Here is a 19,692-nt window from a genome sequence, read left to right on the forward strand (position 1 = left end):
GCCTAATTATTCGAAGAGAAAAGGCCCGCGCATCGCAAGATGCGCGGGCTTTTTGTTGCGCGCGAAGACGCCCGCGGCCTTGCTCGCATCTGCATATCGCGGGACTGTCGGCATCATCGATTCTCTCCCACACTGCCCACCGCCAGGCTTATCGGTAGTCGCAAAGATTCTAGTTGAACATATCGAGAACAAACAGTATACAAAAAGACATCAACCTATTATCAATCGGGAGGGTCTTATGTTCAGTTTGAAATTGACGGCGTTGGCTGTGACGGCAGTAGTCGCTTGGAGCACCGCACCTGCAAGCGCACTGACGATGAAGGAATGCGGCGAGACCTATCGTGCAGCCAAGGAAGGCGGCACTCTGAACGGCATGGACTGGACCGCTTTTCGCAAGGAGAAATGCGCGACGTCCGCCCCGGAGAGCGTCAGCGCGGATACGGTCAAAACCGCGGAGCAGCAGAAAAAGGAAACCAGCGCGGCGGTCGCCCCCACTGTAGCGCCGGCGGGCGTGACATTCCCGACCACCCTCGCCGCCGAGTTCAAGACCGAAAAGCCCGCGAAGGCCCGGATGAAGACCTGCCTGCAGGGTTACCACGACAACAAGGAGGCGGGTACATTGAATGGCCTTCGCTGGATCCAGAAGGGCGGCGGTTACTACAGCCTTTGCAATGCGCGGCTGAAAGCTGAATCATAAAAATCGAATACGGCGGATAGAGCGGTTCACCGTTTTTCCCGCAGACGTTGAGCCATCATCCTCGGGCGTGTCCGAGGATTTGCTGTCGGGCGATATCTAGAGCAATTCCAGGAAAAGTGTGAGCGGTTTTCCGTACGGAATTGCGTAAAAACAAAGGGATAGAGCGGTTCGCCGTTTCCGTGAAACGGCGAACCGCTCTAGGCGCCAGGACGAGGGAAGTCTTGCCTTGTCTCCAATTTCCAAACAAAAGCGCCGCGGACCAAGCCGCGGCGTTTCTCGGTCAGTCTTTCGCGCGCCAACCTCAGCTTGACGGCTGCGGTTCCATGCCGCCTTCGGGCTCGGGGCCCTTCTTGCGGCGGCCGCCGGTGCCGGCCTTCGGCACGGCCGAGCCGCGGCTGGGCGGCGTGTCGTCGCCGAGGTCGCGGGCGGGCTTGTGGCCGGCGATCAGCTGCTTGATCTCGTCGCCGGTCAGCGTCTCGTATTCGAGCAGCCCTTCGGCGAGCGCGATCCAGTCCTTCTTCTTCTTGGTCAGGATGGCCTTGGCCGTCGAATAGGCGTCGTCGATCAGCCGGCGCACCTCGGCGTCGATGATCTGCGCCGTCTCTTCCGAGATGTTCTGCGTGCGCGCCACCGAATGGCCGAGGAAGACCTCTTCCTGGTTGTCGCCATAGGCGACATGGCCGAGCTTGTCGGAGAAGCCCCAGCGCGTGACCATGGCCCGCGCCAGCTTCGTCGCCTGCTCGATGTCGGAGGAGGCGCCGGAGGTGATGTTCTCCTTGCCGAACTTGAACTCCTCGGCGACGCGGCCGCCCATCATGATCGCCAGCCTGGAGATCATGTATTTGTAGCTCATCGAATAGCGGTCACCTTCCGGCAGTTGCATGACCATGCCGAGCGCGCGGCCGCGCGGAATAATGGTCGCCTTGTGCAGCGGGTCGGCCGTCGGCACGTTGAGCGCCAGGATGGCGTGGCCGGCCTCGTGATAGGCGGTCAGCTCCTTCTCGGCCTGCGTCATCGCCGACGAGCGGCGCTCGGCGCCCATCATGATCTTGTCCTTGGCGTCCTCGAACTCGGCCATGGTGACGAGGCGCTTGTTGCGCCGCGCCGCCATCAGCGCGGATTCGTTGACGAGGTTCATCAGGTCGGCGCCGGAGAAGCCGGGCGTGCCCCGCGCGATCACCTTGAGGTCGACATTGGGCGCCAGCGGCACGTTGCGCACATGCACCTTGAGGATCTTCTCGCGGCCGACAATGTCGGGGTTCGGCACCACCACCTGGCGGTCGAAGCGGCCGGGCCTGAGCAGCGCCGGGTCGAGCACGTCGGGCCGGTTGGTGGCGGCGATCAGGATGATGCTTTCGTTGGACTCGAAGCCGTCCATCTCGACCAGCAGCTGGTTCAGCGTCTGCTCGCGCTCATCGTTGCCGCCGCCGAGGCCGGCGCCGCGATGGCGTCCGACCGCGTCGATTTCGTCGATGAAGATGATGCAGGGCGCGTTCTTCTTGGCCTGGTCGAACATGTCGCGCACACGGCTAGCGCCGACGCCGACGAACATCTCGACGAAGTCCGAGCCGGAAATGGTGAAGAACGGCACATTGGCTTCGCCGGCGACCGAGCGGGCGAGCAGCGTCTTGCCGGTTCCGGGAGGGCCGACCAGAAGCACGCCGCGCGGGATCTTGCCGCCGAGGCGCTGGAACTTCTGCGGATCGCGCAGGAACTCGACGATCTCCTCAAGGTCTTCCTTGGCCTCGTCGACGCCGGCGACGTCCTGGAAGGTGACGCGGCCATGCGCTTCGGTGAGCAGCTTGGCCTTCGACTTGCCAAAGCCCATCGCTCTACCGGAGCCGGATTGCATCTGGCGCATGAAGAATATCCACACGCCGAGGATCAGGATCATCGGCAGCCACGAGATCAGGTAGCCGAACAGCGAGTTGGAGCCGTCGGTTTCAGGCCTGGCGTTGATGGTGACGTTCTTGTCCTGCAGCCTCGAGACCAGCGACGGATCCCCGGGCGAATAGGTCTGGAAGCCGTTGGCGTTGTCTGTGTAGTTGCCCGAGATGCGGGCGCCGGCGATCGTCACGCTCTTGACCCGCCCGGACGCGACATCCTGCAGGAACTGCGAATAGGCAATCTCGCTGGAAGCGCCGCGCGTCTGCGGCGTCTGGAAAAGATTGAACAGGGCGATGAGCAGGACCGCTATGATCGCCCAGAGCGCGAGGTTGCGATAATTCGGATTCATCTATTGTCCTGTTGGCGTCCGCACGCGGACCCACGATGGTGATGGAGGCTTGGGCCTAACATAGGGAGAGCGCCTCCCCTTGCCAAGCATAACAGCACGCCTCGGTTAAGCTTTCGCCCATGCTCCGTCGCGATCATGGCCGCGACAAGGCAAGGGCGGCAGCGGCGGTGCGCCGATCAGCGCGGCGACTGCCGCCGCGGGCTTGAGATCGAAGGACGGCAGGAAGCGCGCGAAAGGTGACACCACCGGGATGATCGCCGCTGCCGGCGGCGTCGCGCCGCCGCCAGCAAAATCAAGGCGTTCACCGCCGCGCCACAGCGCGGGTTCCGCGGCCAGCGCCCTGCGCAGCACGCTTGCTGGAACATCGCCTTCCGGGGCATATCGGCTGGCCGCCGCGGACCCCGCCGGAGCGATCACCAACCCGTCCGATCTGTCGCTCAATGTGATCCTGCGCCGGCCGTCCCAAACGGCCTGGTCCGCTGCCTGAACGGCGGGCAGGTCGCGGGCCTCGCGGTGGAGAAAGATGCCGGTCCGGCGCGCGTCGACCACCGTCCGCGACAATGTGGCGCAAAGCGCCCCGGACCTGAGACGCTCGAACAGCGCCCGGCAACGCGCCTCATCGACCAGGAACGAGACGCCGCCGACCGCGGCGAGCAGGATGCGCAGCGCATAGACGGCCGCTTCGCCGTCCTCGCCGTCGGCGAAAACGCGATCGAGGCGGATGAGCCCTGAAGCCGGGCTGCTGGCAAGGGCGCCGATCAGCGCGGCCGCCCGCCGGCCGAGTTCCTCGCGCTCGGCGGCCGCCTGCCCGGCCTTGGTGATCGCCTGCTCAGCGCGCGCCTCGCCGTCGCCGCCTGCAAGCGACATGCGCAGGCGCGGGCGCTCGAAACGCTGGTCGACATTGGTCGGATCCTCGGCCCAGCCGATGCCGCGGCGCTTCAGCATCTCGCGCAATGCCGCGCGGCGGGTGCCGAGGAGCGGCCGGGCGATCCATGTACGCCAATTGTAGAGCGTGGCGGGCGCCATGCCGGCCAGGCCCCGGCCGTCGTGCGTATCGTCCTCGCGTGCCCCCTCGTCACGGGCTTGCCGCATCAGCACGGTCTCCGCCTGGTCGTCGGCGGTGTGGCCGGTCAGGATGAGCCGGATGCCTTCCGCTTCCGCTGCCTCGGCGAGCAGCCGGTAACGCGCCTCGCGCGCGGCGGCGGGCAGGCCGGTCGACGGCTTGCGGCCGGACCAGACGAGCGTGCGATGCGCGATGCCGTGCCCGGCGCAAAGCCGGGCCACCGCTTGCGCTTCGGCCGCCGAACCTGGGCGTAGGTCGTGATCGATCGTCACCGCAAGCAGCGTTGCCGCGGGCAGGGTTCGATCGAGGTGGTGCTTGAGGAGAAAGAGAAGGGCGGTCGAGTCACTGCCGCCGGACACGGCTGCAACGGCGCCGTTGGAAAAGTCGTAGTCTGAAAAAAGGCGGTCCGAAAGATCAGGCTCGGTGTCGAGCATCAGTGCATGTCGTCCAAAAGCGGTCCCGGTTTCGGGATACCGACATGCAGGCTAGAGCAATTCCAGGAAAAGTGTGAGCGGTTTTCCGTCCGGAATTGCGTAAAAACAAGAAGATAGGGCATTTCGCCGTTTCCGTGAAACGGTGAAACGCACTAGCACGACGCCAGCGCCCTTTCCTGCTTGATGCGTTCTTTCAGCGTGCCGGAGACATCCGGATAGCGCTTGCCGATCTCGTTGAAGGTGGCGCAGGCCACGTCGTTCTGCTTGAGGCCGACCAGCGACACGCCGAGCTTGAGCAGCATGTCGGGCGCCTTCTTGGCCTTCGGATAATCCTTGCTGGCCGCCAGGAAGACCTCCGCCGCGTCGCGGTATTTCTGCTGGCCGAGCAGGGATTCACCCAGCCAGTAATGCGCATCCGCCGCCTTGGCGTCCTTGGGGAAGCGGGAGATATGGTCGCGGAAACCTTGCTCGGCGGTGGGATAATCGCCCGACAGGATGAACTGGTAGGAGTTGCGGTAGAGCTCGTCCGGATTGTTGGTCGACGGCAGCGAAGCCATCACCGTGCCGCCGGCCTTGCCCTTGCCGCTCTTGGCCCCGGTCTCGGCGGAAGGCGCGTTTGCCGTGGCCGCGGGAGCTTCCGCTTGCGCGCCCGCCCGCGGGTCGGACTCGGCATTGACGACATTGCCGTTCTTGTCGACCGTGATGGTGCCGAAGTTCTTCGGCGGCGCGCCGGTGATCAGCTTGCCCGGATCGCCGCTCTGCGATTCGACGATGACGTCGCCGACGCTCTTGCCGCCGCCGTCCTGCGCGCCAGTGTCGGACGGGGCTTGCGTCGCCGGGGCTTGGGCGACGCCGGTGACGGCACCGCCGTCGCCGGTGCTCGAGTTCCCTGTATTTGCGTCGCCAACGCTGGTGTTGCCGTCCTGCGGCGCGGCCTCGGACTTCTTCTGTCCGGCGGGCTTGGCGCCCTGCGAGCCGCCTTCGAGCTGCTGGAAGCGGAACTCGTTGTCTTCCTGCTGCTTGCGCATCTGCTCCTGCATTTGCAGGATTTGGAAATTGAGCTCCTCGATCTTGCCGTTCATCTGGCGCAGCTGATCTTCCAGGCCGGTCATGCCGGCATTGTCCTGCTGCGCCATCTGCCCCGGCTCGGCCTTCTTCTTGTCGCCGAAGATGCCGAGCGTCGGCAGATGGAAAGTGAACCCGCTGTCCGAGGATTGCCCGCTGTCCGCCGGGGCGGCGACGCCTGCGATGCTTGATACGAGCAGCAGCGCAAGCGTGCCGCTCAGGACCGTTCTGAAATGCATTCTGTCTCTCGCCGTGAAATCTGTTGGCCTGATGCGCCTTTCCAAATCGGAATGGGAGGAAGCGCCCTCGCGCTCTTAGCAGGACGCGAGACTTCGGCCAAATTTTGTTTCAAGCGGTCGCATATGAAAAAGGCGGCCCTGAGGCCGCCTTTCGTTGCGCGATGTTGTATTTTTGCAGCCCACAGCGCCGCGCGTCGTCAGACGCGCAAAGGACGCTGTGGCGCTTATGATCCTTTCCGAAAATCGATACCGATTTTCGGCACGAGGCGTCAGGAGCCGGCGCCCGAGAGCGTGGTGACGGCGCGGCGGTTCTGCGACCAGCACGAGATGTCGTCGCAGACGGCGACCGGGCGTTCCTTGCCGTAGGAGATCGTCTTCAGGCGGTTGGCCGCGACGCCCTTGGAAACCAGGAAGTCGCGGGTGGCGGCGGCGCGGCGGGCGCCCAGCGCCAGATTGTATTCGCGCGTGCCGCGCTCGTCGGCATGGCCCTCGATGACGATGGCATATTGCCTGTACTGGTTGAGCCACTGTGCCTGGCGGCCAAGCGTCGTCTGCGCGTCGGCGCGGATTGACGAGGAGTCGGTGTCGAAGAAAATGCGGTCGCCGATGTTGACGGTGAAGTCCTGCGCCGAGCCGGGCGTGGCGGCACCGGCGCCGTTCAGGCCAAGATCGGCCGCGCTGTTCGGCGTCTTCTTCGAGGCGCAACCGGTGATGGCGAGCGCCGCCACCAGCGCGATCATCGCCGGGTTTCTGGTAAGTGCTGCGATACGGCCCATGCCGCCTCTCCTTCGCATTCGAGTGATTTCGTTGATCACCCAGTAACCACGTTTGGGTTAACCGGCATTCAAGAAACACGGTTAATTTTTCGTTTCGTGCCGCCGTCCTCGGCCGATTTCGCTAGGCTCACAATGCGCGGGGACCGTAGGCGGAAATGCGGCCAAAACGCGACCACGGCGAAGCCCTCCGCGAGATTGGCGCAAATGGCCTTGCTGGATCGACGCATTTGGTCGGCCAAAGCGTATTGCTCGATTTTCGGGAAGACGAGTGTAGCCTTGTGAACCTCGAGGGAAACCGCATAAGCGCGCCTATAGACTTCCAAGTCCTTCGCGCGCTTGATGTAGCTGCCTTCTTTCTCCATTCTTATTTCTTCGATTCTTCAATTCCTCAGTTCTTCAATTCCCGCGCTCACTCCAGCAGCGGCGACCAGGCCGGGTCCGAAGCAAAATTCGCGGTTGGAATCTGCTGCTCGTTGCGGCCGGTGAGGTCGACGGAGACGAGCTTCGGTCCGCCGGCGGAGTCGCGGAAGAACATTAGAACGCGACCGTTCGGCGCCCAGGTCGGGCCTTCCTGCTGGAAGCCGGAGGACAGGATGCGCTCGCCCGAACCGTCGGTCTTCATGACGCCGATCTGGAACTCGCCACCTGACTGCTTGGTGAAGGCGATGAGGTCGCCGCGCGGCGACCATACCGGCGTGGAGTAGACGCCGTCGCCGAACGAGATGCGGCGCGGGTTGGAGCCGTCGGCGCCCATGACATAGATCTGCGAACGGCCGCTGCCGCCGCCGCGGTCGGAGGTGAAGACGATCTGCGAACCGTCCGGCGAATAGGACGGCGAGGTATCGATGGCGACCGAATCGGTCAACCGCGTCGTCGAGCGGCTCCTCAGGTCCATGGCGAAGATGTTGGAATTGCCGTCGTCGCGCAGCAGGCTCATGATCACCTTCTGGCCGTCAGGCGAGAAGCGCGGCGCGAACGTCATGCCGGGGAAGTTGCCGACCAGCTCGCGCTGCCCGGTCTCGATCTGCAAGAGATAGACCTTCGGCTGCCCGCTCTCATAGGACATGTAGGTGATTTCCTGCCGGTTCGGCGAGAAGCGCGGCGTCAGCACGATCGAGCGGCCGTCGGAGAGATAGCGCACGTTGGCGCCGTCCTGGTCCATGATGGCGAGACGCTTCTTGCGCGCGTTCTTGGCGCCGGATTCGTCGACGAAGACGACGCGGGTGTCGAAATAGCCCTTCTCGCCCGTGATCTTCTCATAGATCGCGTCGGCGATGATGTGCGCGACACGGCGTTGATTGGCGTCGTTGGCGAAAAACTGCTCGCCGGCCATCTGCTGGTTGCCGAAAATGTCCCACAGCCGGTACTGGGCGCGGATGCGGCCATCGGCTTCCTTGCTCACGGCGCCGGTCACCAGCGCCTGGGCGTTGATGACTTTCCAATCCTCATAGCGGGGCGCGGCGTCCGGATTCGTGATCTTTTCGACAAAGGCAGCCTTGTCGATCGGCGCGAACAGTCCCGACCGTTTCAGATCGGCGGTTACGATTTCCGATATCTGTGGCCCAAGCCCTCCTTGAAAATCGGGGATGGCGATCGGCAGCGGCTCAACATTGCCCTGGGTGACCTTCAGCTCAACCTTAGCCAATGCCGGCAAGGCAGAGCCCAAAGTCGTGCCCAGTGCCATCGCTGCGATCACCAGGAGCGGATTGAGGAAAGATCTCATGTCTTCTCGCTTTTCTTCTTCGATTGTTCAGACACTCGGCCTAGAGGCCAAACATCGCTCGTGGATCGAACGTGACTTCGACATCGTTCCAGATGTCCTGCTTGCCGGCAGGAACCTGCAGGCCAGCCATGTCGCATTTCTGGATGGCCCGCACCGCGCTGGCGTCGAATTGGGGATTGCCGCTCGACTTTTCGACATTCGGTCGGCCATCGAGCTTGCCGGAGGCATTCAGATTGAACTGGATGACTGCCACAAAGTTCTCGGCACCCTCGAGACCGGCTGGAATAGACCAACAGCCCTTGAGCTGATCCTCCAGGGCCCCCTGCTCCGACTTGGAGAGCTTTTGGCCCTGGTCCTTCTCGCCGCCGAGCGAGGCCTGCTGGGTCGAGCGCTTGGCGCCGCCGCCGGACGGCTTCTGTTTGTCGAGCAGGGCCGTTATCTCGTCGGCGTTGAACTGCTTCTCATCCGACTTCGGCTTCGAGGAGGCCTCCTTGACCGGCTTTTCCGCGTCCTTGCGTTCCGGCGCCTTGGCGCTCTCGGCCTGGGCCGGCTGCGGCTTCGGCCGCGCCTCGGGCGCCGGAGCGGAGTCCGGAAGCTTGGCCTCTTCGGTCGGCTGTTCCTTGGCGATCGCCTCGGCGACGGCGTCCGGCTTCACCTCCTCCTTCTGGATGGCGGCGGTCGTGTCCTTCGGCGGCGCCGGCGTGGGCTCCTTGGCCGGCGTCGGCGTGGGGTCCGTCTGCTTGACCGGCTCGGGCTTGACCTCTTCCTTGGGCGCAGGCGTCGGCGCCACTTCGGTCGCGGGCACCGGCTTCGGCTTTTCCTGCGGCTTCGGCACGTCTTCGACGGCCGGTTTTTCGGTCGGCGTCGGCGCCGGCGGCGGCGCCGAAGTCTTTTCGACCGGCTTCGGCTTGGCCTCGTCCGTCACCGGCTTCTCGGTGTCGACGCTGTTCTCGCCGACCTTCTGGGCATCGGGAACGATATCCGGGCGCTTGGTCGGCAGCGGCGCCGGCTTGTCATGCATGACGGCTTTCTTGTCGCCCTGCAGCGTCTGCGCGATCGCCTCCATCGGCACGATGTCGACCGCCACCGACTCCACGTCTGAAGCGGGCATCGCCGGCGGCGAGGACAGCGTGAACAGCCCGAAGGCCAGCGCCACCGCATGCAAGATCACCGATGAGGTGAGGCCGGTCCGCATTCGCTTCTATTGATCCTGTTCCTGCAGCGAGATCAGGCCGATATTCTTGTAGCCGGCGGCCTGGATGAGGCCCATCACCTTCAGCGCGGTGCCGTAATTGGTCGCTTTGTCGCCGCGGATGAAGATGCGCTCGTCATAGCCGGTCTTGGAAATCGCCTGCAGCTTGGCGACCAGCTCTTCCTGCGGGATTTCGGTCTCCTGCAGGTGAATCTTGCCGGCGGCGTCGATCGAGACTTGGATCGGCTGCGTGTCGGCATTCATCGCCTTGGCTTTCGTTTCCGGCAGGTCGACTGGTACGCCGACGGTCAGCAGCGGCGCCGCGACCATGAAGATGATCAACAGCACCAGCATCACGTCGACCATCGGCGTGACATTGATTTCCGACATCAGGCCATGATGGCGGCCGCGCCGCCTGTGGCCGCGTCCGCCTCGCCCTATGCCACCTGCGCTAGCAGCAGACATCCCCATGATCGTACCTCAGGCCTTCTGCGCGACTTTTTCATCGATTTGGCGCGAGAGTATGGCGGAGAACTCGTCCGCAAACCCTTCCATGCGCACGGCAAGCTTGTTCGCATCCGATGACAGCTTGTTGTAGGCGATGACTGCGGGAATGGCCGCGAGCAGGCCGATGGCCGTCGCGAGCAGCGCTTCCGCGATGCCGGGCGCCACGACCGACAGGCTGGTGTTCTTCGAGGCGGCGATCGCCTGGAAGGACGTCATGATGCCGATGACGGTGCCGAACAGGCCGATGAAGGGCGCGGCCGAACCCGTGGTGGCGAGGAAGCCGAGCCGGCCCTCCAGCCTTTCCATCTCGCGGGTCAGCGCCAGGTCCATCGCCTTGTCGATGCGCGTCTGCAGCGCCAGCGCCGATTTGGCGCCCTTCTCGAAGCTCTTCTTCCATTCGCGCATGGCGGCGACGAAGATCGCGCCCATGCCGGTGGTCTTGCGGTCCGACAGCGTGCGATAGAGCTCCTCGAGCGACTGTCCCGACCAGAACACCTGCTCGAAGCGGTTGAGCGCCATCCGCATGCGGCTGTAGGCGACGAGCTTGTCGATGATGATCGCCCAGGTCCAGATCGAGGCGCAAAGCAGGCCGATCATGACCAGTTTGACCACCCAGCCGGCCTGCATGAACAAGGCCCAGATCGACAAATGCGCAGCCGGATCGGCGAGTGCGATGTTTTCCATGACTTAAGTCCTTAAGATTTTCCGGGCATCGCTAGCGGCTGGCCCATGGGCATCCCTTTGGTCACATCGCGCGAAGCTTGGAGCTTTGCGGGACTTGCCCCGAAATGCACCGTTTCGCGGCCTTTTCGGGGCAAATATTGGTGAAAGGAAGGCGCACGAATTGCGCCAATCTTCACCAATTCCTTCATGAACCGTTATGGTTAAGGATGGGTTAGGATATGAAGCGCGGCGCATTGCCGCGCCTGGGCAGCAAGCCTTATGCCTGGGATCGTCCCGTTAACGCCCCGAAATCAATCGCTTGCCTTCGGCATGAATGCAGCGATCCACTCTTTGGGGAAGCGCCTCGGCCGGCCGCTCTCGCCGACGATCGCCGCCTCGACCTTCGCCTCGACCAGCATCTCGCCGCCGCGCTTCAGTTGCTGCGCCATGAAGATGCGGGCGCCGGAAATGTCTTCGGTGCGCGTGTCGATGGTGACGATGTCGTCCATGCGCGCCGGCGAGCGGAAGTCGATCTCCATGCGCCGCACCACCCAGACGATGCGCTCGCCGTGCTTGCCATCCAACAGCTCGGTGTGATGGACGCCGGCGAGCCGCAGGTAATCCGAGCGCCCGCGCTCGAGGAATTCGAGATAGCGCGCGTGATAGACGACGCCTGAGAAGTCGGTGTCGGCATAGTAGACCCGGGCCATCAGGCGATGGCCGAATGCCGTCAGCGCTCCGGAAAGCCCGGCGCTCAGCGCCGCCGATTCACCATGATCGTCCATCGCGCTTTCCTTTTCAGGTCCAAACAGGCAGGTGTTTTCGCGCGGGAACCGGATGGCACTGTTGGGCGCGATGATCAAGACCTCGATGGCGGCGCTGCTGACGCTTGTCGCTGTGGCGTTGCCGGCCGAGGCGGCGACGTTCGCGATGAAGCGCGGCCTCAATCTCGACCAGTGGACGACCTGGACCGGCGAGGAGAAATGGAACGACCCGAACGCCATCCTGCCCTATCCGGAATGGCGCAAATATCTGAAAGGGAATGACCTCAAGGCGTTGAAGGACGCCGGTTTCGATTTCTTGCGCATGCCGGTCGATCCCGCGCCCTTCCTGTCCGACGAGACGCTGCCGCTGCGCGACGACCTCTACGCCAGCGTGCGGGACTCGGCGCGCATGATCAACCGCGCCGGGCTGAAAGTGATCGTCGACCTGCATCTCATTCCGGCCGGCGGCAGCCGCAAGATCGGCATGAGCGAGGTGATGGACGATCCGGAGACCTTCGACGCCTATGTCGAGCTCGTGCGCAAGATGGCGCGTACGCTGTCGCAGGAAGACCCGGGCCAGGTCGCCCTCGAGCTGATGAACGAGCCGATCGTCGATTGCGACGAGAACGGCACCAACCTCTGGCCGGACCGCCAGAAGACATTGTTCGCGGCGGCGCGGTCTTCCGCCACCAGGCTGACGCTCATCCTCACCGGCGGCTGCTATTCGAACGCGGCCTCGCTGGCGAAGATCGACCCGAAGGCTATCCCCGACGACAACATCATCTGGACTTTCCACTCCTACGACCCGTTCCTGCTGACGCACCAGGGCGCGACCTGGGCCGGCGACTTCATCCGCTATGTCACCGGCCTTCCCTATCCTTTGACCGCCGTGCCGCGCGCCCGGCTCGACGTGGCGCTGGAGACGATCCGCGACAGGATCAGGGCCGAGGCGCCGTGGACGCGCCGCGGCGGCATGCTTGCCTATCTCGACGAGCAGGTCGCCAGCATGGACACACCCGACAAGCTCGTCGGCCAGATGGATGCGCCCTTCAAGACCGTCGAGAGCTGGGCGAAAGCCAACGGCATCAAGCCGGAAGACATCACGCTCGGCGAGTTCGGCATGATCCGCCAGGAATACGGCAACGCCTATGTGATGCCCGCCGAATACCGTGCCGCCTATGTCAGGGACATGATCGCGCGCGCCGAGGCGCACGGCTTCTCCTGGTCGGTGTGGGGCTATGGCGGGGCCTTCGGCATCGTCGATGCCTTCGACGGCGACAAGGCCGAGCCCAACGTGATGGACGCGATCAAATCGCTTCACTGAGGCGGGCTCAGCCCAAATCGATCTGCAGGATTTCGGGCCGCACACCAAAGCGCACCGGCATGATGCTGAAGCCGAGGCCGCCGGAAACGATCAGGTTGCGGTCGTTCTCTACGACATGGCCATAGGCGTAGCGGTTGCCGAAATCGGAAGGCACGACCGGCGAATAGCCGAACAGCCGCACCTGCCCGCCATGGGTGTGGCCGGACAGCGTTAGCGAAACCCGCCACGGAACTTTCGGGAAGATGTCCGGCTCATGCGCAAGCAGTATGACGGGCGCGTCGTCGTTCACCTTGGCGAGCGTGCCGTCAAGGTCGTCCAGGCCCTTGAAGCCGTGGCGGCCCAGGGCTTTGCTTGGCCGGATCGCCAGCTGGTCCGCAAGCCCCGCGATCCAGAAACCATGGCCGTCCTTCTCCAGTCGCACGACGTCGTTCTCCAGCACCGGAATGCCGACGCCCTCCAGCGCCTCGCGCGCGACCGTTGGTCCGGCTCCGGCCACCTGAGCGGCATAGTCGTGCCACCAGTCGTGATTGCCGAGGATCGAGAGCACACCGAGCGGCGCATTCAGCCCTGAAAGGGCGGAGGCCCAATCCGGCGCGGGCACGTCGGCAGTCACCAGGCGCATTCCGTCGACATAGTCGCCAAGGAGCGCGATCAGGTCCGGCTGCAAGGCATTTGTCTTTTCGACGAGCGAAGCGATCCGCTCCGGCGTCATCCACGGCCGGCAGGCATGAATGTCGGCAAGCGCAACCACCCGGAGCTTGAGGCCTGGAGGCCAGTGGGGCGGCGTCAGGGAATAGCGTTTGACATGGGTGAGCAGCATCGGCTCGATGCCGATGGCATAGGCGCTGAGCGACACCATAGACAGGAACGAGCCGCCGATGAGGCGCAGGAAGCCACGTCTGGTGATCATCAGTTGCCCCAAGCCCTTGGGATTCATTACGCGAGCTTTGCCTTAAAGGCGACAATTGTGCCTTCACCTTGGCGGAGCAAAGGAGATTTTGCGCAGACAGGCCGTTCCACGCGCGTCCGGCGAACAAATGTCCGTTACTCTTCCTGGAACAGGCTGATCTGCTGCTGCGCGAGGTCCTTTGGCGGCTCGAGGCCGAGATGCCGCCAGGCATTGGCGGTCAGCACGCGCCCGCGCGGGGTACGCTGGATGAAGCCCTGCTGGATGAGATAGGGCTCGATGATGTCCTCGATGGCGTCGCGCGGTTCCGACAAGCCTGCCGCGATCGTCTCGATGCCGACCGGGCCGCCGCCGAAGTTGCGGGCGATCATCGAGAGATAGCGGCGGTCGAGCGCGTCGAGGCCGAGCCCGTCGACCTCGAGCCTGGTCAGCGCCTCATCGGCGATGCGTCTGTCGACATGGCCGTTCCCGGCGACGGAGGCGAAGTCGCGCACCCGGCGCAACAGCCGGCCGGCGATGCGCGGCGTGCCGCGCGCGCGCCGCGCGATCTCCACCGCGCCGTCGTCGCCGAGCGGCATCGAGAGGATGCGCGCGCCGCGGCGCACGATCTGCTCCAGCTCCTCGACCGTGTAGAAATTGAGCCTGACCGGAATGCCGAACCGGTCGCGCAGCGGATTGGTCAGAAGCCCGAGCCGGGTCGTCGCGGCAACCAGCGTGAAGCGGGCGAGGTCGATCTTGACCGAGCGCGCCGCCGGCCCCTCGCCGATGATGAGATCGAGCTGGAAATCCTCCATCGCCGGATAGAGGATCTCCTCCACCGCCGGATTGAGCCGATGGATCTCGTCGATGAAGAGCACGTCGCGCTCTTCGAGATTGGTGAGCAGCGCGGCCAGATCGCCCGCCTTGGCGATGACCGGCCCCGAGGTCGAGCGGAAGTTGACGCCGAGCTCGCGCGCCATGATCTGCGCCAGCGTCGTCTTGCCGAGCCCCGGCGGGCCGACGAACAGCACATGGTCGAGCGCCTCGCCGCGGCTCTTGGCGGCGTCGACGAAGACCTTGAGGTTGGCGCGAACCGCCGCCTGGCCGACGAACTCGTCCAGCGACTGCGGCCGCAGGGTCTGGTCTGCATCCTCGCCGCGCTTGTCGGAGGCAATGAGGCGGGGCGAAAGGCTCATGCCGCCTTCCTCGCATACGCCAAAGGACCGAACAAGCGTCGCCTCACCGTGCCAGCTCCTTGAGGCCAAAACGGATCAGCTTGGAAGCGTCGGCGCCTTCGCCGGCCGACTTCAGCGCCGCCGAAACCGCGTTGGCGGCGATGTCGCGCGAATAGCCGAGATTGACCAGCGCCGAGACAGCGTCGGTGATGGGGGCCGGCGCCACACCTTCGCCGAGCTCCTGCTTGAGGCCGATCGTGCCGCTGGCGGCGCCCGCATAGGCCGGCGCCTTGGTCCGCAATTCGGTGACGATGCGCTCCGCCACCTTCTTGCCGACGCCTGGCGCGCGCGACACCATGGCGATGTCGCGCAGCGCGATCGCATTGGCGAGATCGGCCGGCGCCATGGTCGACAGCACCGCCAGCGCCACCTTGGCGCCGACGCCCTGCACATTGTTCATCAACAGGCGGAACCATTCGCGCTCAAGGGCCGACTGGAAGCCGTAGAGCCGGATCATGTCCTCGCGCACATAGGTCTCGATGAACAGCACCACCGCCTCGCCAGGCGCCGGCAGGGAGGCCAGCGTGCGCGCCGAGCAATGGGCGACATAGCCGACGCCATGCACGTCGACGACGCAAAAGTCCTCCTCGATCTCGTCCAGCGTTCCCTTCAGCTTGCCGATCATGACTGTCCCCTCACGCCAGCGCCGCCATCCGGTAGGCGACGCTCGGGCGGTGATGCGCATGGCAGATGGCGATGGCTAAAGCGTCGGCGGCATCGTCGGTCTCGAAGACCGCCTTCGGCATCAGCACTTTCACCATCATATGGATCTGCTTCTTCTCGCCGTGGCCGACGCCGATCACCGCCTTCTTGACCGCATTGGGGGCATATTCGGCGACCACCAGCCCGGCGCGCGCCGGCACCAGCATGGCGATGCCGCGGGCTTGGCCGAGCTTCAGGGTCGCCGTCGCATCCTTGTTGACGAAGGTCTGCTCGACCGCGGCCTCATGCGGCATGGCCTGATGCAGCACTTCGGCCAGCCCGTCATGCAACTGGCAGAGCCTTGTTGCCAGCGGCGCCTTGTCGTCGGAGCGCACGGTGCCCGAGGCGACGAAGCGCAAAGAATTGCCGAGGCTCTCGATAATGCCCCAGCCGGTGCGCCTAAGGCCCGGATCGATGCCGATGATGCGAATCGCTTCCCCCATGCGCCAAGTCTAACCTCGGCGCATGGTGATGCCAGCGAAATGTGAACAAACCAGAAACAGCTTTGCGGACAACCCGCCGCAATAAGGAACCTGCCGTCAGCCGCGTGCGAAAGCCGTGTTCAACAGGCTGATCTGGTCGGACACCGGATTGGCGCGGCGGACGGCGGAAGGCGGGTCGTTCAGGGCACCGCCATAGATTTCCTCGTCCATGCGCTTTACCAGCGCCTGCAGCCGCAGCGACCGGCTCACCAGATCCAGGAATTCCTTCGGCAGCTCATTCCAGCCCAGCGCCTCGTCATGCGCGGAGGCGGTGTCGAGCCGCACCTTGGATTTCTCCGAGGCGACCTGGTCGCGGGTCATCTCGCCGGAATTGGCCGCCCGCTGCAGAAGCAGCCACGAGGCGACCTGCATCAGCCTGGTGGTCAGCCGCATCGATTCGGCCGCATAGAGCGTCGCCGCCGTGCGCGACAGCTTCTTGGCCTCGAGCCTGCCCTTGCCGTCGAGATACTCGGCCGCCTGCTCGACCAGGCCCATGCCCTCCTGATAGAGCGGCTTGAAGGATTGGGAGAACACCCGGCGTTCCGCGAGTTTTATGGTTTTCGCGCTGCCTTTCGAAGGCTCGGTCATCGATACGCCCCTGCACTGCCGCAAGCCGATTCGGCATCCTTGCCGATACGTCCTGCACCCTTAAACGACTGAGGCTTGAAAATGCGCTTCGATGCCCACGAAGGCAAGCGCATGTTTAACAAACGGTTAACGCCGGCCCGCGCCGCCGGCCTTCCGCCGGCGGACAAAAAAAGAGCCGCGGATAAGGCGGCTCTCAGGAGTTTAACAGGGAGGCGTCAAACAAAGTGGCTCCAACCACTCGGTAAGAATCCAGCAAAACTGGATGATCGTAGTAAACGCCTGTAAAGCTTAATGAAGCCTTAACGCCGGATGGAATTTTTAACCGAACCGGCCTTCCTGTGCCGGAACGGGACGGGTCGGTTTGTCTCCGCGGCTCGTACGAAGACCGGATTCTCCCGTGCTGATCGCGGCGCCGAAACATGCCGGCCGCCGCTGCGACATCGTTCCGAAACACGTGCCGCGCAAAACGCCGCTCCTCTCAGGGGCTGGCGCAAATCCGCGCCGTCGCCAATCAGCAAGATATGCAGGAGCACAGCATGGATTGGTACTCGATCGTCAAATTCCTTCACGTCGTCTCGGCCATCCTGTGGGTGGGTGGCGGCTTCGTGCTGTTCCTGCTCGGCGTGCTTGCCGAGCGCTCCGGCAAAATCGAGGACAAGCTGCAGGCGCTGCGCGCCAGCGGTGAGCTCGGTGGCCGCTTCTTCGCGCCGATGTCGATGCTCACGCTGATCTTCGGCCTCATCATGTGCGGCTTCTGGGTCGGCTTTTCCGAGCTGTGGATCGTCATCGGCCTCGCCGGCTACGCCACGACCTTTTCGATCGGCATGCTGGTCTTCAAGCCGACCGGCGAGCGGATGGGCGCCATGGTCGCCAAGGAAGGCGTGACGCCGGCGGTTCTCGCCATCGGCCAGCGCATGATGAGCTGGGCGCGTTTCGACTATGCGGTGATGCTGGTGATCATTGCCGACATGGTGCTCAAGCCCACCATGAGCGACATCGGCATCATCGCCGGCATGGTGCTGGTGATGGCGGCCGGCGCTGCGCTGGCCCTCGGCGCCGGCCGCCAGATGGTGCCGAGCGCGGCCTGATGGCGTCATGCCCCGGGGCGGCTGCCTGGCCGCCCCATCCGCTACATGAGCCCTGCGACGCCGTCCCAGAGCAGCTTGACCGCCACCACCGCCACCGTCGCGTAGGTGAACGGATAAAACACTTCCGGCCGCATGCGGCGCACCAGCCAGGCGCCGGCGATGGTGGAGAGCGGCGCCAGCGGCATCAGCGCAAAAGAGGCGATGAGGTTGGTGCTGTCGAACTGGCCGAGCGCGAAATAAGGAACGAGCTTCAGCGCATTCGTGGCGGCGAAGAAGATCGCCGCCGTCCCCGACAGCACTTTCGGATCGAGCCGGATCGGCAGCGCATAGACCTGGAAGGGCGGGCCGCCGACATGGGCAACGAAGCTGGTGAAGCCGGCGACCGTGCCCCAGAAGGCCGCGGCGATGCGGTTCGGCTCCGCCGCGTGGTCTGCGCCATGGCGGAACTGCAGATAGATCCAGCGCAGGACGAAGACCAGCGCGACCGCGCCGACGATCAGCCGCACCATTTCCTCGGTCACCAGGGCCGCCGTCAGCCAGCCGAGGCCGATGCCGATGACGGCACCGGGCATCATGTCGACCAGCATCCTGCGGTCATAGACGCCCCACCATGTCCACACCGAGACGATGTCCATCAGGCAAAGGATCGGCAGCAGGATGGCCGCCGCCTGCACCGGCGGGATGGCCAGCGCCATCAGCGGCACGCCGACGAAGCCGACGGCGCCGCCGAAACCGCCCTTCGACAGGCCGACGAGGATGACCGCCGGAATGGCGGCGGCATAGAACCAGGGATCGCTGAGCAGGCCTGACATGGGGGAACGGGGATCAGAAGCGGATGGCGGATGGCGGAAAACCCGCTATAGACCACAAAGCGGAAGACCGCGATAGCCGATGCGTTCCGCCAGCCGGCCGCCGCGATCAACTGTCCGTAACCCGACCTTCCCGGTTTGCGGCAGGCGCAGGACCATGCATAAGGTCGCGGGTCCAGCCGAGGTTTTGACGATGAGCGAAATCCTGATCCGCCGCGCGGAGAACGCCGACCTCCCGGCGATCGTCGCGATGCTTGCCGACGACGCGCTTGGCCGCGCCCGCGAGAACGCAAGCCTGCCTTTGGCGCGAGCTTATCAGGATGCCTTCGCGGCGATCGACGGCAACCCGGACCAGTTCCTGGCGGTGATGACGCAGGGCGCCGAGGTCATCGGCACTCTCCAGATCAGCTTTCTCCCGGGGCTGTCGTTGCAGGGGGCCTGGCGCGGCCAGATCGAGGCGGTGCGCGTCGCGGCGAACCGGCGCGGCGAACGGCTCGGGCAGCGCCTGCTGGAATGGGCGATCGAGAAATGCCGCGAGCGCGGCTGCAGGGTCGTCCAGCTGACCACCAACAAGAGCCGGCTCGACGCGCATCGCTTCTACGAACGGCTCGGCTTCAAGGCGAGCCACATCGGCTACAAGCTCGGGCTCTAGCGGTTGGTCGTTGGCTGTTCGCGATCGCGGCCGCAGCCCTACATCTTGTCCGGTCCCGGGTCGCCACCGGCGGCGGTGATCGCGAGCCGGCCCAGATAGTGCGTCCAGCCCTTCTCGTGGCTGTCGCAAATCTCTCGGTCGGCAAGGCCGCTATGGGTGAGCTTGACCCTGGTTCCGCCGGACTCTTCGACCAGATCGATTTCAACAAGGCTCGAACCGGGCGGTGTCTTGTCGTTGCCCTCCCAGCCGAAGCTGTAGGCAAGGCGGTGGACGGGTACGACCTCGGTGAATTGGCCGCGTGCCGTGGCTCTTTCCGCCAAATTGAGCAGGTAAAGACCGCCGGGGTTGGGCTCAGTCGTTGCCTCCGTTCCCATCCAGCGCACGATCTTGTCGGGATCTGTCAGGAAGGCGAAGACTGTCGCCGGCGGTGCCGCGATCTGCACCTCGCGACGAACGATCAAGGGTTCAGCCACCGATACCTCCCGAGTTTACGTGCACCAACATGGCCTGCCCGGCAGGCGGCGCCGGACCAGCGCTTTCGATTCGAAGCCAAATCGCCCTTCCGTT

General features: G+C 64.5%; 21 protein-coding genes. 4 read left to right on the forward strand and 17 right to left on the reverse strand.

The window, feature by feature from the left end:
* Positions 1–238: 238 nt before the first annotated feature.
* Positions 239–697, forward strand: a complete 459-nt coding sequence (locus tag EN874_RS08280) for a hypothetical protein (protein WP_127428603.1) — start codon at positions 239–241, stop codon at positions 695–697.
* 301 nt (positions 698–998) lie between these two features.
* Here the strand turns inward: EN874_RS08280 and ftsH are convergent, their stop codons facing one another.
* From ftsH to ybgC, 10 genes are all read right to left on the reverse strand, one after another.
* Complete coding sequence (gene ftsH, locus EN874_RS08285) at positions 999–2,933, reverse strand: ATP-dependent zinc metalloprotease FtsH (protein ID WP_126087122.1); 1,935 nt, start codon at positions 2,931–2,933, stop codon at positions 999–1,001.
* A gap of 105 nt (positions 2,934–3,038) precedes the next feature.
* Positions 3,039–4,430: a tRNA lysidine(34) synthetase TilS gene (tilS, locus tag EN874_RS08290; protein WP_127428604.1), complete on the reverse strand. Its 1,392-nt coding sequence runs from the start codon at positions 4,428–4,430 to the stop codon at positions 3,039–3,041.
* Between the two features lie 152 nt (positions 4,431–4,582).
* Positions 4,583–5,734: a tol-pal system protein YbgF gene (gene ybgF, locus EN874_RS08295; RefSeq protein ID WP_127428605.1), complete on the reverse strand. Its 1,152-nt coding sequence runs from the start codon at positions 5,732–5,734 to the stop codon at positions 4,583–4,585.
* A gap of 269 nt (positions 5,735–6,003) precedes the next feature.
* Positions 6,004–6,510: a peptidoglycan-associated lipoprotein Pal gene (gene pal, locus EN874_RS08300; RefSeq protein ID WP_095816681.1), complete on the reverse strand. Its 507-nt coding sequence runs from the start codon at positions 6,508–6,510 to the stop codon at positions 6,004–6,006.
* Between the two features lie 68 nt (positions 6,511–6,578).
* Positions 6,579–6,872: a four helix bundle protein gene (locus tag EN874_RS08305; protein WP_127428606.1), complete on the reverse strand. Its 294-nt coding sequence runs from the start codon at positions 6,870–6,872 to the stop codon at positions 6,579–6,581.
* A gap of 47 nt (positions 6,873–6,919) precedes the next feature.
* Positions 6,920–8,194 (reverse strand): Tol-Pal system beta propeller repeat protein TolB, encoded by a 1,275-nt coding sequence (gene tolB, locus EN874_RS08310; protein WP_245468331.1) that lies wholly within the window; start codon positions 8,192–8,194, stop codon positions 6,920–6,922.
* A gap of 79 nt (positions 8,195–8,273) precedes the next feature.
* Entirely contained in the window at positions 8,274–9,428 is a 1,155-nt protein-coding gene (locus EN874_RS08315) for an energy transducer TonB (RefSeq protein WP_127428607.1), read from the reverse strand.
* A 6-nt stretch (positions 9,429–9,434) separates the two neighbouring features.
* Positions 9,435–9,896: a protein TolR gene (tolR, locus tag EN874_RS08320; RefSeq protein WP_168247413.1), complete on the reverse strand. Its 462-nt coding sequence runs from the start codon at positions 9,894–9,896 to the stop codon at positions 9,435–9,437.
* Positions 9,897–9,905: 9 nt separating this feature from the next.
* On the reverse strand, positions 9,906–10,616 hold the full coding sequence (gene tolQ, locus EN874_RS08325; RefSeq protein ID WP_126087115.1) for a protein TolQ: 711 nt from the start codon (positions 10,614–10,616) through the stop codon (positions 9,906–9,908).
* Positions 10,617–10,906: 290 nt separating this feature from the next.
* Positions 10,907–11,380, reverse strand: coding sequence for a tol-pal system-associated acyl-CoA thioesterase (gene ybgC, locus EN874_RS08330; RefSeq protein ID WP_127428608.1), 474 nt, complete (start codon positions 11,378–11,380; stop codon positions 10,907–10,909).
* Between the two features lie 52 nt (positions 11,381–11,432).
* On the opposite strand from ybgC, the gene EN874_RS08335 reads away from it, so the two are divergent.
* Positions 11,433–12,683 (forward strand): cellulase family glycosylhydrolase, encoded by a 1,251-nt coding sequence (locus tag EN874_RS08335; protein WP_127428609.1) that lies wholly within the window; start codon positions 11,433–11,435, stop codon positions 12,681–12,683.
* Positions 12,684–12,690: 7 nt separating this feature from the next.
* Here EN874_RS08335 and EN874_RS08340 read toward each other — a convergent pair whose 3' ends face one another.
* From EN874_RS08340 to EN874_RS08360, 5 genes are all read right to left on the reverse strand, one after another.
* Positions 12,691–13,593 carry a metallophosphoesterase gene (locus EN874_RS08340; RefSeq protein WP_127428610.1) on the reverse strand — a complete coding sequence of 301 codons (903 nt, stop codon included), beginning with the start codon at positions 13,591–13,593 and terminating at the stop codon, positions 12,691–12,693.
* 134 nt (positions 13,594–13,727) lie between these two features.
* A complete protein-coding gene (ruvB, locus tag EN874_RS08345; protein WP_127428611.1) occupies positions 13,728–14,765 on the reverse strand; it encodes a Holliday junction branch migration DNA helicase RuvB in 1,038 nt (345 codons plus the stop codon).
* 43 nt (positions 14,766–14,808) lie between these two features.
* Positions 14,809–15,429 (reverse strand): Holliday junction branch migration protein RuvA, encoded by a 621-nt coding sequence (gene ruvA / locus EN874_RS08350; protein ID WP_127428612.1) that lies wholly within the window; start codon positions 15,427–15,429, stop codon positions 14,809–14,811.
* 10 nt (positions 15,430–15,439) lie between these two features.
* Positions 15,440–15,949 (reverse strand): crossover junction endodeoxyribonuclease RuvC, encoded by a 510-nt coding sequence (gene ruvC, locus EN874_RS08355; RefSeq protein WP_126087109.1) that lies wholly within the window; start codon positions 15,947–15,949, stop codon positions 15,440–15,442.
* 96 nt (positions 15,950–16,045) lie between these two features.
* Positions 16,046–16,576 carry a DUF1465 family protein gene (locus tag EN874_RS08360; RefSeq protein WP_127428613.1) on the reverse strand — a complete coding sequence of 177 codons (531 nt, stop codon included), beginning with the start codon at positions 16,574–16,576 and terminating at the stop codon, positions 16,046–16,048.
* 536 nt (positions 16,577–17,112) lie between these two features.
* Here EN874_RS08360 and EN874_RS08365 point away from each other — a divergent pair.
* Positions 17,113–17,664 carry a DUF2269 family protein gene (locus tag EN874_RS08365; protein WP_127428614.1) on the forward strand — a complete coding sequence of 184 codons (552 nt, stop codon included), beginning with the start codon at positions 17,113–17,115 and terminating at the stop codon, positions 17,662–17,664.
* A 41-nt stretch (positions 17,665–17,705) separates the two neighbouring features.
* On the opposite strand, the gene EN874_RS08370 is transcribed toward EN874_RS08365, so the two are convergent.
* Complete coding sequence (locus tag EN874_RS08370) at positions 17,706–18,476, reverse strand: sulfite exporter TauE/SafE family protein (protein ID WP_127428615.1); 771 nt, start codon at positions 18,474–18,476, stop codon at positions 17,706–17,708.
* 190 nt (positions 18,477–18,666) lie between these two features.
* Here EN874_RS08370 and EN874_RS08375 point away from each other — a divergent pair, with 190 nt between their 5' ends.
* Entirely contained in the window at positions 18,667–19,125 is a 459-nt protein-coding gene (locus tag EN874_RS08375; protein WP_127428638.1) for a GNAT family N-acetyltransferase, read from the forward strand.
* Between the two features lie 38 nt (positions 19,126–19,163).
* Here EN874_RS08375 and EN874_RS08380 read toward each other — a convergent pair whose 3' ends face one another.
* Positions 19,164–19,598 carry an SRPBCC domain-containing protein gene (locus EN874_RS08380; protein WP_127428616.1) on the reverse strand — a complete coding sequence of 145 codons (435 nt, stop codon included), beginning with the start codon at positions 19,596–19,598 and terminating at the stop codon, positions 19,164–19,166.
* Between the last annotated feature and the right edge of the window lie 94 nt (positions 19,599–19,692).

The organism is Mesorhizobium sp. M1D.F.Ca.ET.231.01.1.1 (genome assembly GCF_003999155.2).
GTDB lineage: Bacteria > Pseudomonadota > Alphaproteobacteria > Rhizobiales > Rhizobiaceae > Mesorhizobium.

Bases quoted from the DNA above. Each gene is read 5' to 3' on its own strand.
- EN874_RS08280 (WP_127428603.1), top strand. From the start codon at position 239: ATGTTCAGTTTGAAATTGACGGCGTTGGCTGTGACGGCAGTAGTCGCT.
- ftsH (WP_126087122.1), bottom strand. From the start codon at position 2,933: ATGAATCCGAATTATCGCAACCTCGCGCTCTGGGCGATCATAGCGGTC.
- tilS (WP_127428604.1), bottom strand. From the start codon at position 4,430: ATGCTCGACACCGAGCCTGATCTTTCGGACCGCCTTTTTTCAGACTAC.
- ybgF (WP_127428605.1), bottom strand. From the start codon at position 5,734: ATGCATTTCAGAACGGTCCTGAGCGGCACGCTTGCGCTGCTGCTCGTA.
- pal (WP_095816681.1), bottom strand. From the start codon at position 6,510: ATGGGCCGTATCGCAGCACTTACCAGAAACCCGGCGATGATCGCGCTG.
- EN874_RS08305 (WP_127428606.1), bottom strand. From the start codon at position 6,872: ATGGAGAAAGAAGGCAGCTACATCAAGCGCGCGAAGGACTTGGAAGTC.
- tolB (WP_245468331.1), bottom strand. From the start codon at position 8,194: ATGGCACTGGGCACGACTTTGGGCTCTGCCTTGCCGGCATTGGCTAAG.
- EN874_RS08315 (WP_127428607.1), bottom strand. From the start codon at position 9,428: ATGCGGACCGGCCTCACCTCATCGGTGATCTTGCATGCGGTGGCGCTG.
- tolR (WP_168247413.1), bottom strand. From the start codon at position 9,896: ATGGGGATGTCTGCTGCTAGCGCAGGTGGCATAGGGCGAGGCGGACGC.
- tolQ (WP_126087115.1), bottom strand. From the start codon at position 10,616: ATGGAAAACATCGCACTCGCCGATCCGGCTGCGCATTTGTCGATCTGG.
- ybgC (WP_127428608.1), bottom strand. From the start codon at position 11,380: ATGGACGATCATGGTGAATCGGCGGCGCTGAGCGCCGGGCTTTCCGGA.
- EN874_RS08335 (WP_127428609.1), top strand. From the start codon at position 11,433: ATGGCACTGTTGGGCGCGATGATCAAGACCTCGATGGCGGCGCTGCTG.
- EN874_RS08340 (WP_127428610.1), bottom strand. From the start codon at position 13,593: ATGATCACCAGACGTGGCTTCCTGCGCCTCATCGGCGGCTCGTTCCTG.
- ruvB (WP_127428611.1), bottom strand. From the start codon at position 14,765: ATGAGCCTTTCGCCCCGCCTCATTGCCTCCGACAAGCGCGGCGAGGAT.
- ruvA (WP_127428612.1), bottom strand. From the start codon at position 15,429: ATGATCGGCAAGCTGAAGGGAACGCTGGACGAGATCGAGGAGGACTTT.
- ruvC (WP_126087109.1), bottom strand. From the start codon at position 15,949: ATGGGGGAAGCGATTCGCATCATCGGCATCGATCCGGGCCTTAGGCGC.
- EN874_RS08360 (WP_127428613.1), bottom strand. From the start codon at position 16,576: ATGACCGAGCCTTCGAAAGGCAGCGCGAAAACCATAAAACTCGCGGAA.
- EN874_RS08365 (WP_127428614.1), top strand. From the start codon at position 17,113: ATGGATTGGTACTCGATCGTCAAATTCCTTCACGTCGTCTCGGCCATC.
- EN874_RS08370 (WP_127428615.1), bottom strand. From the start codon at position 18,476: ATGTCAGGCCTGCTCAGCGATCCCTGGTTCTATGCCGCCGCCATTCCG.
- EN874_RS08375 (WP_127428638.1), top strand. From the start codon at position 18,667: ATGAGCGAAATCCTGATCCGCCGCGCGGAGAACGCCGACCTCCCGGCG.